This window comes from Pseudomonas fluorescens (assembly GCF_018614655.1).
GTDB lineage: Bacteria > Pseudomonadota > Gammaproteobacteria > Pseudomonadales > Pseudomonadaceae > Aquipseudomonas > Aquipseudomonas fluorescens_BX.
Genome location: NZ_JAGGOG010000014.1, coordinates 174,528 through 187,379, shown reverse-complemented (window position 1 = coordinate 187,379; position 12,852 = coordinate 174,528). Strand labels below are relative to the sequence as shown.

Annotated in this window: 14 protein-coding genes; 6 read left to right on the top strand and 8 right to left on the bottom strand. The window is 59.0% G+C overall.

Features of this window, described 5'->3' with window-relative positions; all coding sequences use genetic code 11:
- Positions 1–97: 97 nt before the first annotated feature.
- Positions 98–1,297 (bottom strand): MFS transporter, encoded by a 1,200-nt coding sequence (locus tag J7E41_RS14805; protein WP_214994199.1) that lies wholly within the window; start codon positions 1,295–1,297, stop codon positions 98–100.
- Between the two features lie 91 nt (positions 1,298–1,388).
- On the opposite strand from J7E41_RS14805, the gene soxR reads away from it, so the two are divergent.
- The 3 genes from soxR to mqo all read left to right on the top strand — a co-directional run bounded on the left by soxR (position 1,389) and on the right by mqo (position 4,409).
- Entirely contained in the window at positions 1,389–1,859 is a 471-nt protein-coding gene (gene soxR / locus J7E41_RS14800) for a redox-sensitive transcriptional activator SoxR (protein WP_214993918.1), read from the top strand.
- A gap of 157 nt (positions 1,860–2,016) precedes the next feature.
- Complete coding sequence (locus tag J7E41_RS14795; protein WP_214993917.1) at positions 2,017–2,235, top strand: hypothetical protein; 219 nt, start codon at positions 2,017–2,019, stop codon at positions 2,233–2,235.
- Between the two features lie 527 nt (positions 2,236–2,762).
- Entirely contained in the window at positions 2,763–4,409 is a 1,647-nt protein-coding gene (gene mqo, locus J7E41_RS14790; RefSeq protein ID WP_214993916.1) for a malate dehydrogenase (quinone), read from the top strand.
- A gap of 84 nt (positions 4,410–4,493) precedes the next feature.
- On the opposite strand, the gene J7E41_RS14785 is transcribed toward mqo, so the two are convergent.
- Positions 4,494–5,156 carry an NADPH-dependent F420 reductase gene (locus J7E41_RS14785; protein ID WP_214993915.1) on the bottom strand — a complete coding sequence of 221 codons (663 nt, stop codon included), beginning with the start codon at positions 5,154–5,156 and terminating at the stop codon, positions 4,494–4,496.
- Positions 5,157–5,256: 100 nt separating this feature from the next.
- Between J7E41_RS14785 and J7E41_RS14780 the strand changes: the two genes are divergently transcribed.
- Together J7E41_RS14780 and J7E41_RS14775 are read left to right on the top strand one after the other, a co-directional pair.
- Positions 5,257–6,153, top strand: coding sequence for a LysR family transcriptional regulator (locus J7E41_RS14780; RefSeq protein ID WP_214993914.1), 897 nt, complete (start codon positions 5,257–5,259; stop codon positions 6,151–6,153).
- Between the two features lie 161 nt (positions 6,154–6,314).
- Positions 6,315–6,644 carry a YXWGXW repeat-containing protein gene (locus J7E41_RS14775; RefSeq protein WP_214993913.1) on the top strand — a complete coding sequence of 110 codons (330 nt, stop codon included), beginning with the start codon at positions 6,315–6,317 and terminating at the stop codon, positions 6,642–6,644.
- 5 nt (positions 6,645–6,649) lie between these two features.
- On the opposite strand, the gene J7E41_RS14770 is transcribed toward J7E41_RS14775, so the two are convergent.
- Both J7E41_RS14770 and J7E41_RS14765 read right to left on the bottom strand, forming a co-directional pair.
- Complete coding sequence (locus tag J7E41_RS14770) at positions 6,650–7,045, bottom strand: PIN domain-containing protein (RefSeq protein WP_214993911.1); 396 nt, start codon at positions 7,043–7,045, stop codon at positions 6,650–6,652.
- Complete coding sequence (locus J7E41_RS14765) at positions 7,042–7,299, bottom strand: AbrB/MazE/SpoVT family DNA-binding domain-containing protein (protein ID WP_214994196.1); 258 nt, start codon at positions 7,297–7,299, stop codon at positions 7,042–7,044. The genes J7E41_RS14770 and J7E41_RS14765 overlap by 4 nt, the downstream gene beginning before the upstream one ends.
- A gap of 156 nt (positions 7,300–7,455) precedes the next feature.
- Between J7E41_RS14765 and J7E41_RS14760 the strand changes: the two genes are divergently transcribed.
- Positions 7,456–7,848 (top strand): RidA family protein, encoded by a 393-nt coding sequence (locus tag J7E41_RS14760; protein WP_214993910.1) that lies wholly within the window; start codon positions 7,456–7,458, stop codon positions 7,846–7,848.
- A gap of 1 nt (position 7,849) precedes the next feature.
- Here J7E41_RS14760 and J7E41_RS14755 read toward each other — a convergent pair whose 3' ends face one another.
- From J7E41_RS14755 to J7E41_RS14740, 4 genes are all read right to left on the bottom strand, one after another.
- Positions 7,850–9,262 (bottom strand): pyridoxal phosphate-dependent decarboxylase family protein, encoded by a 1,413-nt coding sequence (locus tag J7E41_RS14755; protein ID WP_214993909.1) that lies wholly within the window; start codon positions 9,260–9,262, stop codon positions 7,850–7,852.
- Positions 9,263–9,366: 104 nt separating this feature from the next.
- On the bottom strand, positions 9,367–10,296 hold the full coding sequence (locus tag J7E41_RS14750) for a LysR family transcriptional regulator (protein ID WP_214993908.1): 930 nt from the start codon (positions 10,294–10,296) through the stop codon (positions 9,367–9,369).
- A gap of 108 nt (positions 10,297–10,404) precedes the next feature.
- Complete coding sequence (gene ppnN, locus J7E41_RS14745; RefSeq protein WP_214993907.1) at positions 10,405–11,778, bottom strand: nucleotide 5'-monophosphate nucleosidase PpnN; 1,374 nt, start codon at positions 11,776–11,778, stop codon at positions 10,405–10,407.
- A 186-nt stretch (positions 11,779–11,964) separates the two neighbouring features.
- Entirely contained in the window at positions 11,965–12,786 is an 822-nt protein-coding gene (locus tag J7E41_RS14740) for an aspartyl/asparaginyl beta-hydroxylase domain-containing protein (protein WP_214993906.1), read from the bottom strand.
- Positions 12,787–12,852: the final 66 nt, after the last annotated feature.

The following is a 12,852-nucleotide window of genomic DNA, read 5'->3' as shown; positions in this document are numbered from 1 at the left end:
GTTTATCAGTAATAACGCGGCCGGGGGTTGATGCTCTCGGCGAGCCGTTGGTCGCGCTGTCGTGAGCTCGGCCCGTCCTCGCCATCTCCCGATGTTTTTAGCCCGCTCGTCCTGATGTGCGTAGTAACAACATCCCAAGCGCCACCCCCACCAACGCCGCAAAGATCATCAGAAAAATCGCCCCTGACCAGCCAAGTGTGCCGACAATGGTGCCAATCAAAATCGGCCCGATGACCTGACCAAGGTAGTTGCCCTGCATCACCCAACCAATACTGAGCGGCGCGAGCGAAGGCGAGGGTGCGGTTGACGAGGCGGTCGCGAGAATGGTCGCTGGCAATATTCCTGCGATCGCCGAGAATACAAAGCACAACACCACGGCGAGCGGGGCCGGCGTCTGCGGGTAAAAGATACACGCGCCTGCGACGCCAACGAGAACAGCGGATCCAGCAATCAGTGTGCCCGCGCGGATGCCACGGGAAAGCAACAGGCCTGCCGACAGGTTGCCCACTATGTTGGTGGCGACGATCGCGGCGCTGATGACGCCGGCGGTACCGACGGGCACACCCAGGCGCTGCATCAGGAACACTGGAAGGAAGGTCATCACCGCGAAAAACTGCAGGTTGTACGCAGTGAAGCTCAGCGCAAGCGTCAGTGTTGCGCGTGCCCCCAGTACGCTGCGTAGTTGCGACCATACGGGCGTTGCAGCCTGGCGTGAGACCGTCGCGTCGGCGGGTGTGGTGAGGAATAATGCCGCCGCAGTCATTAGCACCAGTGCCGCGCTAACATACCAATCGTTGCGCCAGTTGCCGAGCGTCGGTCCGATCAGCATCGATAGCGCAATACCCCCACCCATGAAGGTGCTCCACAGTCCAAATACGATGGGGCGTCTGGATATCGGCGTCGTGCGGTTGAGCACGGCGGGCGCCGCGACCACGACGGTCAGAAAGCCTACCCCTTCGGTGAAACGGCTCACGAGCAACCACCCGAAATCGTGAGTCAGCGCGCCGGCAAGGCTGCTGATACCGAGGATGCCAAGGCCCGCGATGAGTAGTCGCCGGTCGCCCCAGTGCCGAACCAGCATGCCGGCCGCGATGCCGCCGAATACGCCAACGAGTGGGAACACCGACATGATCCAGCTTAGTGAAGCGAGCGAGCCGCCGAACTCCTGTTGCAAGGACGGCAGGGCGATGGTTGTTTTGCCAACATGCATGGCCGCGGCGATGCCTGCCAACACCACATTCAAAACCACGATCCAGTCCACGCGCTGCTGAACGCTGGCAGCATCTGCCGTAGCCATTGATATGCCCATTTTGCCTCCCGTCTGGTTGAACTTGCGCCGAGGATACAAGTTAAAGTCAACTTCAATTCAAGCCGTCGGGGGTAAGACAATGCGTTCTACTGGTAGTGATAATGACCCGTTGCTGTCAATCAGTCAGATCGCCCGGCGCAGTGGTGTTGCGGCATCAGCCTTGCGGTTCTACGAGTCTCGGGGGCTGATTGAGTCGAAGCGGCATGAGGCCAGTCACCGCTACTTTCCGCGCTCGACCCTGCGGCGTGTCGCGTTTATCGTCTTTGCCCAGCGGATTGGTTATTCACTGGATGAGATAGGCGCTCAGCTCGCCAGCATTTCAACCCATTCACTGGCTACGGATGGTGACTGGCAGCGATTGTCTGGCGAGTGGAAACAGCGTGTTGCCGAGAGGATTCTGGAATTGCAGCGACTGTATATCGAGCTCGATCATTGCATTGGTTGCGGGTGTCTTTCGCTTAAGCATTGCAAAATGACCAACCCGGGGGATCGAGCGGGGAAAAACGGTCCTGGCCCACGCAGATGGCTCGGGGATCCGCCGCCTACTTAAGGCTTGTTCTGATAGGCAAACTTGTGGCCGTATCAAAAACGGCAAACTGAACCAATCCTGTCGCCCGGAAAGGTTTCATGATCCCTGGTGGTTTTGAGGTCTAGGATTAGGTCTGAGAATGGTACCGCCATGCCTCCAGCCCACCTGGAACTGAAAAATGATCTCGAATCTCTTCAAAGTCGTGATGATCGCTGGCACCCTGCTGCTGGGCGCTTGCTCCGGTGTGAGCACGAGCACCAGTAGTTGCCCCGCCGAGGGCTGCCAATCCTTCGGCGACCATGTCACCGGAAGCTCCAATAAGAAGGCGAACTTCGGTGGCAGTAGTGCCATAGGTAGCAGTTTCAATGCATACAGTTCGGGCTTGCTGCATGACTAAGCGGTGATGTGCCATTCGCTGTGGGGATAATCGAGTTGCGGTGGCGTCCTCTCGTCTGAGGGGCTGCTGCGCACCCCAACGGGAGCAAGTTCCCTCGCCACAAGGGAATCCTGGTCAGTCAGGGCGTGTCATCGTTCACGTCCATCGTGAGCAAGCTCGCTCCTACAAAAAGCCCCAATCTCCCGGTTTAGAGCCCTCTATCCGCCCCAGATCCGACCACTCAGTCCACAACAGACGCCCCATCCCACTCGACCATGATATTCTGCGCGCCATCTTGGTCTAACCTTTCTCTCGTGCGTGCATTCGAACACGCGCGGCCGGATGATGTCGCCGAGGTAGCTGAAGCCAATAATGATAAGAAGTCAGCGCAGAAAGACATAAAACTGAGGTCGATGCATCGACCTTGTGTGCCCGTTCCGGGGTTCTTGTGAGTGTGGGAAACCGTATGGCGCTGCTTGGCGTAACGCAGGGTTTTCGCATGAAGAGAGGGCTGTGGGGCGGATGGCGTTTTATCATAGGTGCTACTGATGTTTAAAAAAATGAACACGGCCCTGCTGGGGCTGGCTTTGTCGATGGGGATCACGTCCGTTCACGCGGAAGAGGCAAAGAAAGTCGATGTGCTGCTGATTGGCGGCGGCATCATGAGCGCGACCCTGGGTGTTTGGCTCAATGAGCTACAACCGGACTGGTCGATGGAGATGGTCGAGCGCCTTGATGGCGTCGCCGAAGAAAGCTCCAATGGCTGGAACAACGCCGGTACTGGTCACTCGGCCCTGGCTGAGCTGAACTACACCCCGGAAGACAAGAACGGCAACGTTGAGATCCCTAAAGCGGTCGAGATCAACGAAGCGTTCCAGATCTCCCGTCAGTTCTGGTCCTGGCAGGTTCAGCAGGGCGTTCTGAAAAACCCGCGTTCGTTCATCAACTCCACTCCGCACATGAGCTTTGTGTGGGGCGATGACAACATCAAGTTCCTCAAGAAGCGTTATGAAGCGCTGCAGGCGAGCCCGCTGTTTGCCGGCATGCAGTACTCCGAAGACCCGGCGCAGATCGCGAAGTGGGTTCCGCTGATGATGGAAGGGCGTGACCCGAACCAGAAAATCGCGGCCACCTGGACCCCGATCGGCACTGACGTGAACTTCGGCGAGATCACCCGCCAGTTCGTTGCTCACCTGCAAACCACGCCGAAGTTCGATCTGAAACTGTCGAGCGAAGTGCAGGACATCACCAAGAATGACGACGGCTCCTGGCGCGTCAGCTACAAGAACCTGAAAGACGGCACCACGACCGAAACCGACGCCAAGTTCGTGTTCATCGGCGCGGGCGGCGGTGCACTGCATCTGCTGCAGAAGTCGGGTATTCCGGAAGCACGTGAATACGCCGGTTTCCCTGTTGGCGGCTCGTTCCTCGTAACCGAGAACCCAACCGTGGCCGAACAGCATCTGGCCAAGGCCTACGGCAAAGCTTCCGTTGGTGCTCCGCCGATGTCGGTTCCGCACCTGGACACCCGTGTGCTGGATGGTAAGCGCGTGATCCTGTTTGGCCCATTCGCGACCTTCTCCACCAAGTTCCTGAAGGAAGGTTCGTACCTGGACCTGCTGACCAGCACCACCACCCACAACATCTGGCCAATGACCAAAGTCGGTATCCGCGAATACCCCCTGGTCGAGTACCTCGCCGGCCAACTGATGCAGTCGGATGACGACCGCTTCAAGGCGCTGCAAGAGTACTTCCCGAACGCCAAGAAAGAAGACTGGCGCCTGTGGCAAGCCGGTCAGCGCGTGCAGATCATCAAGCGTGACGAAGAGCAGGGCGGCGTCCTGAAACTCGGTACCGAGGTGGTCACCTCCGCCGACAACACCATCGCCGGTCTGTTGGGCGCATCGCCAGGCGCGTCCACCGCGGCTCCGATCATGCTGACCGTGCTGCAGAAAGTGTTCAAGGATCAGGTCGCGACCCCTGCCTGGCAGGAAAAGCTGCACCAGATCGTGCCGAGCTACGGCACCAAGCTGAACGACAGCCCTGAAGCTGTTGCTAAAGAATGGGCCTACACCGCCAACGTTCTGCAACTGACGCCTCCGCCAGCCATTCCGCAACTGGCTGCTCCACAAGCCACCGAGGCTGCAAAGCCTGCGGCTGAGCCGAGCAAGCCAGCGGCTGATATTGCGCTGTAAGCTATTGGTGAGGTCCTGAGTCAGGACCACGCCATATGAAAAGCCCGCTGAGCCGTTAACGGTTCAGCGGGCTTTTTTGTGGCTTCAGTGATGCCGCCAAGGCTCGGGTACTTCCACTTGCCGTTCAGCCAGGGCCAATGCGGCCTTCAAGCCGGCTTTATCCAGCGGGATGCAGTAAGCCGGCTTGGCCCGCTCGAATCGCCAGCTCTCGTCCAGCCCGCCGGCATCCACGGCATCGAAGCCGATTTCGTCCAGTAATGTGATTACCTGCACTTTCGCGGTGTGATCATCTGCTGCCACGGGCAGCGCGCGACGGTCCGGTGAACCTTGGGCGCGGGCGTCTTTGGTCAGGTCTGGAGCGAGGATCGCATTGAATACCTTTACCACGTTTGCGCCAGGCAGATGCTCGGCCAGCAAACGGCTGGTAGTGGTTTCAAAGCGGTCCAGCTCGGGAATGTGCCCATCCCGGCTCGGGTAATAGTTGTTGGCATCCATCACCGTTTTACCCTCCAGCCATTGCGCGGGCACGCTGCGGTAATGTTCCAGGGGAATCGCCACCAGCACCAGGTCGCCAAATTTCGCGGCGTCCTGCGCCGTGCCCACTTTAACGCCACGGATACCACTCAACACGCTGCTCATGGTGTGTGGACCGCGTGAATTGCTCAACATCACTTCATGCCCGGCCGCGAGGGCCAATTGCGCCACGGCGCGCCCGATAAAGCCTGCTCCAAGAATGCCAATCCGCATGTCCCAGCTCCTCTGTTGGATGGTGTGGGGTTATGATGATTGGCAACCAATAGGCGATAAATAGTGTTTTTGCATGGGCTGTTGTTACTGGGAGTAGCGAATGATGGACCGCCTTTCGAGCATGAACGCCTTTGTAATGGCCGCCGAGTTGGGCTCCTATGCGCGAGCGGCTGAACGTTTGAACATGTCGGCGCAGATGGTCGCCAAACATGTGGCCGCCCTGGAGCATCGCTTGGGGGCACGGCTGCTCAATCGCACCACGCGCCGGCAAAGCCTGACGGAGTTGGGCAATGCGTACTACGAGCGCTGCAAACATATCCTGACGGAAGCCGAAGCGGCGGACTCCCTCGCACAGATCATGAACGACACGCCTCGCGGCAAACTGAAAATCACTGCCCCGGTGACCTTCGGTTCCTACAGCCTCATGCCGCTGGTGACGGCGTTTCTACGGGACAACCCGGACGTGGAAATCGACCTGCACCTGACCGACCGTTTTGTTGACCTGGTGGAGGAGGGCTATGAAGTGGCGTTTCGCATTGGTCCCCTGGCAACCACCAGCCTGACCGCCAGGCCGCTGTCGCCTTACCGGTTGGTGGTCTGCGCCGCACCGGCCTATCTGGCGGGGCGAGGAACACCCCGCACTCCGGCAGACCTGGAACACCACGAATGCCTGGGATACGCCTACTGGTCGCGCCCGGCGGATCGCGAATGGTCGTTCTACCAGGGCTCGACCCTGCATAAGGTGCAGGTTGCCAGCCGCTTACAGGTCAATGAAAGCAAGGCCTTGATGTCCGCTGCACTGGATGGATTTGGCATTGTGCTGGGCCCGGAAGACTTTCTTCGGCCAGCACTGAAAAACGGCGATTTGGTGCAATTGCTGCCGGACTTTGAGGCGCCGAGCCGACAGATGCATCTGCTTTACACCGCCAATCGCCAGCGCACCGCCAAGTTGCGAAGGTTTGTTGAGGCGGTGATTGGGCGGTTCGGTGCGTCCTAGCGTTCGGTCAGTTTTCTTTACACACAACCTGCATGTAGATTCAGCAAGCAGACAGATTCCACCTGTTAAAAATATCTTCATAGCCAAGCAGGAGCGTGGTTGGAACAAGGGGGCATTTTTTACCGGTGTAAACGCTGGGCGGTGACGCCCGAGGGGTCTGTATGTTGCTACGTTATGCGGCGTTGGCGGCCATTGTGGTCGCGGCTTCCGGGTGTGTCGAGGAGCGGGTTGTGCATGATCGGCGTCCGGTACAGCATGAATATTTCGAAGTGGTAGCGCCACAACCGCCACCGGTGCAGGTGGTGGAGGTCGAGCCAGAAGCTCGCCCGGGTTATTTGTGGTCGCGAGGCTACTGGCGCTGGAAAGGTGAACGCTATGTTCCGGTGCACGGCCACTGGGAGCCGCTCAGGCCTGGGTATCGTTATGTGCACCCGCATTGGGAGCCGCGTAATGACGGGTATCATTGGCAGGTAGGTGGTTGGATTCGCTGATCGTTTCAGGTCAGCTGTCGCATACCGGCGGTCTTGGTGGCGCTGATGTCAAAGGTCGCCGTGTATTCACATCCCGCCGCATGGGCGCAGCGTTCAATCAGGCAGTCGGCGAAGTCGGCCTTGGTGGTGGTGAATCGTCGCAAGGCTTGCCAGATGACTTCGGCGTGCTCGATGGTCAGTTCCCGGGTACGCAGTAGCGTCTCCAGTACGGTTACCACTTCACCCTTGGCTGACTGGTAGCAGGTTTGTAAAACCCAGACCAACTCCACGACTGAGACCAGGCTGACAAAACCGGGAAACGCGGCGGTCAGAGACTCGATCAGCTTCGACGCTTTTGCTGACTGCACGGGATCGTCCTGGGTGACATAACGCACCAGAACATTCGTATCCAAGCCAATCATCCGGCTTTTGCTCCCTGTGCGGCGATGGCCCGGTTCATGTCTTCGAGGCTGACCGCCTTGGCGGGCTTGCGGATCAATCCCTTCAGGTCCTGCACGCTGTGGCTTGCGGCAATGATGGCGAATTTTCCATCTTCCATTTCGACAAATTCGACCCGGTCTCCGGTGTCCAGCCCGAGGGCTGCCCTGACCTGAGCAGGAATAGTGATCTGGCCTTTTGACGTCAGTGTGGCGGTCGCCATATTTATAATCCCCATCGTGATATTCCTTACCTTAGGGTAAGGAGCTACGGAGGACAAGATCCATTGGTCCATAGGTTGCTCGGCTGGTGTCGGTTGATCGGAACTGATAAAAACATAGTCCGAACTCTGCCAGTCGACACGCCGGAAACTGGCCCCAAAGAGATACAACATATGACCGACCGCGAACTCATCATCCCCGATCCCATGCAGCTCATCGTTGAACGCGCCGGGTACGTTCCGGCGGTCAAAGTCGGTAAAACCCTGTATTGCGCAGGACAAGTCGGCCGCACGGCGACGCTTGAGGTGATCGTGGATCCCGAGGAACAATTCACTGCCGCCTGGGAAGACCTGCGGCGTGTGCTGAAGGAGGGCGGTTGTACCTTCGAGGACGTCGTGGACATGACCACCTATCACGTAAACATGAGCCAACACATGGCGGTTTTCCGTGAAGTGAAAAACCGCCTGTTTCCTCGAGGGATTTCTGCCTGGACGGCTATTGGTGTATCGGAGTTGGCCGTTCCAGGTTTGCTGGCAGAGATCAAATGCGTGGCGGTTCAGCGCTGAGTCAAGCCGCTACGACCTGCTGCAAATGCGCCCACAACGCGGCCACATGCTCGCGTTCGGTGGTCAGTGCGCCGATGGACACCCGCACCATCCAGCGACCCTGCAAAGTTGCTGGCGTGACATAGACCACCCCTGATTGATTGAGCCGATTGACCCAGGCCTGGGTATAAGTATCCAGTTCCTCGCCTGCCAAACCCGCCGGTTCGTGCCGAATGCACAGGGTCTGCAGATTGACCGGCGCGAGGACTTTCCATTCGCCTGCCTGCTCGATCTGTTCCTTGAGCCATTGGGCATTCGCCAGGTCGCGGCGCAGGCGTTGTTGCAAGCCTTCCACACCTTCGCTGCGCAACAGGAACCACAATTTCAATGCACGGAACCGACGACCGAGGGGAATGCCCCAGTCCCGCAGGTTTTTCACCTCGGAATCGACGCTGGTCTGCAAGTAGCTGGGATTGGTGCTCATCACTCGGATCAGGTGCTGCGAATCCTTGACGAAATACAGCGAGCAATCAAAGGCTACCCCTAACCATTTGTGGGCGTTGACCACGATGGAGTCGGCCTGCTCGATGCCGGCCCACATCCAGCGGCACTCCGGCAAGATCATCGCCGAGCCGGCCATGGCGGAGTCGACGTGCAGCCACAGGTTGAACCGACGAGCGATTGCTCCCACGGGCGTCAGTGGATCCACGGCGGTGGTTGTGGTGGTGCCGACCGTCGCGGCGATGGCGCAGGGTACCAAGCCGGCGGCGAGATCCTGTTCGATGGCGGCCTGAAGGGCGGTGGGATCCATGGCCAGGCTGTCGTCGCAGGCAATGTGCCGGATATTGTCCTTGCCGAATCCTGCCAGTAGTGCGGCTTTATCGACGGAACTGTGCGCGTATTCCGACACGTAGATCACCAGTGGCTTGCCTTGGGCTTGCAGGCCGCCGCTTGCCAGGCCGTACTCGGTGGTACGTTCGCGAGCGCAGATCAACGCGACGAGGGTGCTGGTGGACGCAGTGTCCTGGATCACGCCGCTCCAGTTATCAGAGAGGCCGACCATTTTTCGTACCCAGTCGACGGTCTTTTCTTCCAGCTCACTGAGCGCCGGGCTCGATTGCCAGGACAGGCCCAGTACGCCGAGTCCCGTGCTGAGGAAGTCGCCGAGGATCGAGGGCAACGAGGCGTTACTCGGAAAGTAGCCGTAGAAATTGGGGTGCTGCCAGTGGGAAAGACCCGGCATGATCAGTCGGTCGACGTCGCTTAGCACGTCGGCAAAGGCTTCGCCGGTCTGGGGTGCCTGATCGGGCAGGGCCTTGAGCAAGTCGCCGGGCTGCACACGCGCCATCACCGGTTGTTGCGCCACGTTGGCGTGGTAGTCGGCAATGCGGTCGATCAGTTGGTGGCCGTGACGGCGGAATTCTTCGGGACTCATGGGCGGCCTCGTTCAGGTAGGAGAGGCCGTATGTTAGGCGCGTGAGCGGCAGGTCCTATAGCCGCGAAACTGCATAGCTACCATGCAGGTTGCGCATGCTTGGCTCAGCCATCGGTCGGGATGCCATAGCTCGACAGTTTCCAGATCTCGTGCACGGTATCGCGGAACCACTTGTGCTCGACCGCGTTGTGGGTGCGCTCATGCCAGATCGTCCAGTAGTGGTGGCGATGGGTGATGAAGTCCAGCGGTTGCCAGGTCATCGGGTAAAACCGCGACAGGTTCACGGCAATATGTTCGGGGATAGTCAGCAATGCCGGACGACGGCTGGCAACTTCCATGGCCGCGGAAAAGAACGGCACGTTCAGCAAGATGTTTCGCTGCAGGCCGAGGGCTTTCAGATCGCGTTCGATGAAGCCGTCCTTGTCGCCACCACCGGTGATGCGGATATGGTCGGCATCAGCGTAGGACTTTGCGGTCAGCGGCACTCCGGCCAGCGGGTGATCCTTGGCCATCATGCACACCGGACGATCGTCACCGAGGGTACGGCCATGAACTTCGGCGGGTTCTACATCAAGCATGGTGGTCACCAGGTCGATTTCACCGTTGGCCAATTGTTTGTAGTCGTTGGGTTTCCAGGCCAGGTAATCGACAACCACATGGGGCGCGACGCCCGCCAGATGTTCCATCAATGCCGGAAGCATGTACTCCGCGACGTAGTCTGATGACGCGATGCGAAAGCGCTGGCGGCATTCCATCGGGTCGAAAAGCGTGGGTGTGATCAAGGCGTCCAGATCAGCGATCAGTTTATTCAACGGCTCGATCAGGCTTTGCGCCCGTGGGGTGTAGACGTATTCACGGCCATTGCGCACCAGCAGCGGGTCGCCAAAGGCATCACGCAATTGGCGCAACTGACGGCTGATCAGCGACTGGCTGGCATTGAGCTTGAGGGCCGCGTGGCTGATGTTGCGGGTTTGCAGCACGGTGTGCAGAACCCGCAACAGGTGGATGCTCAGCGAAGAAAACGAAGCAGACATGCGGTGTTCTCCGATGTAGCCGCTGCCGAGGCACGAGGCTGCGAAGCGGCCCTAAACGGCGCCCCTTCGTGCCGCATCGCAGCCTCGTGCCTCGGCAGTGGCTACAGGTCAGGTTACGACGCGATAGCACGGCACATACGCCGCGCCACCGGGCAACTTCATGCGGTGTTGCTCCACAAACGCTTTCAACAGCTCATCCAGCGGTTTCATGATCGTCGGGTCGCCGTGAATCTCGTACGGTCCATTTTGCTCGATCAGCCGAATGCCCTTGTCCTTGACATTACCCGCCACAATCCCGGAGAACGCCCGGCGCAGGTTGGCCGCCAGTTCGTGGGGGGGCAGGCTGTGGTTCAGTTGCAGGCTGGCCATGTTTTCGTGGGTCGGATCGAACGGGCGTTGGAAGCCTTCGTCGATTTTCAGCAGCCAGTTGAAATGGAACGCGTCGTTGCGTTCGCGGCGGAACTGTTTGACCGCCTTCAGGCCTACGGTCATTTGTCGCGCCACTTCCGCGGGATCGTCGATGATGATCTGGTAGTGAGCCTGGGCCGCGTCCCCCAGGGTCGCACCGACAAAGGCGTGCAACTGCTGCAGGTAAGGCGCCGCCTGTTTGGGCCCGGTAAGGATCACCGGGAACGGCACATCGCGGTTGTCCGGGTGCATCAGGATGCCCAGCAGGTACAGGAACTCTTCGGCCGTACCGGCACCGCCCGGGAAAATGATGATCCCGTGGCCGACGCGCACGAAGGCTTCCAGGCGTTTTTCGATGTCCGGCAGGATCACCAGTTCGTTGACGATCGGGTTTGGCGCTTCGGCGGCGATGATGCCCGGCTCGGTCAGGCCCAGGTAGCGGCCGCCGGTGATACGCTGCTTGGCGTGGGAAATGGTTGCGCCCTTCATCGGGCCCTTCATCACACCGGGGCCGCAGCCGGTGCACACGTCGAGGCTGCGCAAGCCCAGTTCATGCCCGACTTTCTTGGTGTATTTGTATTCTTCGGTATTGATCGAGTGCCCGCCCCAGCACACCACGATCTTCGGCTCGACACCGGGGCGCAGGGTGCGGGCGTTGCGCAGCAGGTGGAACACGTAGTCGGTGATGCCCTGAGAGTTGCTCAGGTCGATGCGCTGGCTGTCCAGTTCGTTCTCGGTGTAGACGATGTCGCGCAGGGCACTGAAGAGCATTTCCCGGGTGCTGGCGATCATTTCGCCATCGACGAAGGCGTCGGCCGGGGCATTCAGCAGTTCCAGGCGTACGCCGCGATCCTGCTGGTGGATGCGCACTTCGAAGTCTTTGTAGGCGTCGAGGATGGTCTTGGCGTTGTCGATCTGGGCGCCGGTGTTGAGGATGGCCAGGGCGCACTGGCGGAACAGGGTATAGGTGCTGCCGGAACCTGCTTCACTCAGCTGCTGGACTTCACGTTGGGACAGCGTTTCGAGGCTGCCTTTGGGGCTGACGGACGCATTGATGACGGGTCTTTGGGGCATTCTGATTCCCTGAAAGCGCAGCCAGCAGGGCCGTTTACGGCCACTGGCATGAGGATAATGAGCGCCGAGCTCGGTTGCGTGTGACAGGCATTATCGAAGGCGCTTGGGCCTGAGGCAAACACTGTCTGGCAATACGCGCTGCCCGGCGCCTTCATCATGCCGCATAAAGGTGCGCCGTAAAGCCTTTTACTGAATCAGCTTCCAGTTCTTGTAGAAGACCCGGCGCAGGGTATAGACCACTGCGGCAAAGCCCGCGATCAGGCCGTTGAGGGCAAAGGGTATCGGCGACGGGCGGACGATATCGATGAACAGGCAATAGCGCTTGGCGTCATTCTTGTTGAAGGATGCGTGCATCAGTGTGTCATCGAAAATGAACAATGGATCGTCGTGCCAGTAGTGCTTGTGCTTGCCGACCTGAATGTAGACGCCCTCGTGATGCGGGGCCGGGGCCATGTTGTAAAGCACGCGGAACATCAGGCGCAGGGGCCCGAAGTGAAACGAGGTGGAACGGTTTTCATTGAATACCGAGACGCCAATGGTTTTGACGTAGGGCAGTTTTTCCTTGAGCTGCGGGATCTCCAGCGTGGTTTCGACAGGGCGCCCGTACCACTGGAAAAACAGCATGCCACGCTTCTTCTCGGCCATGCGTGTGTCCAGGTACTGGATGATTTCATCCTTGTGGACCATGGCATCGTCGATCACCTTTTGCAGGTCCTCACGCCAGGCGGGCGGCAGATCGTGCATTTGGTAGATGTGGCGATTAGGGCTGCTCAGCAGGTCGAAAAACGTGTTGAACGGTGCCAATATCCAAGTGTTGCGCCCGTTACCCACAAAGTACTTCTTGATGGTTTTGCCGTCATACAGGCCGTTACGCAAGAAATCGTAGAGACCGCAGATGACCACCAGCGCCAAAAACACCAGCGTGATTTTCGGAAAGCAATAAATAATCAGCAACACGGCAAGCACCCAGGCTGCCGAGATTATTTTTTTGCGCAAACTTGCACTCATGAAACACAGCTCCAGCGGGACGGATTTCGACAGTGCCGACGGAGGGAGACAGTCGCGCAACATGTT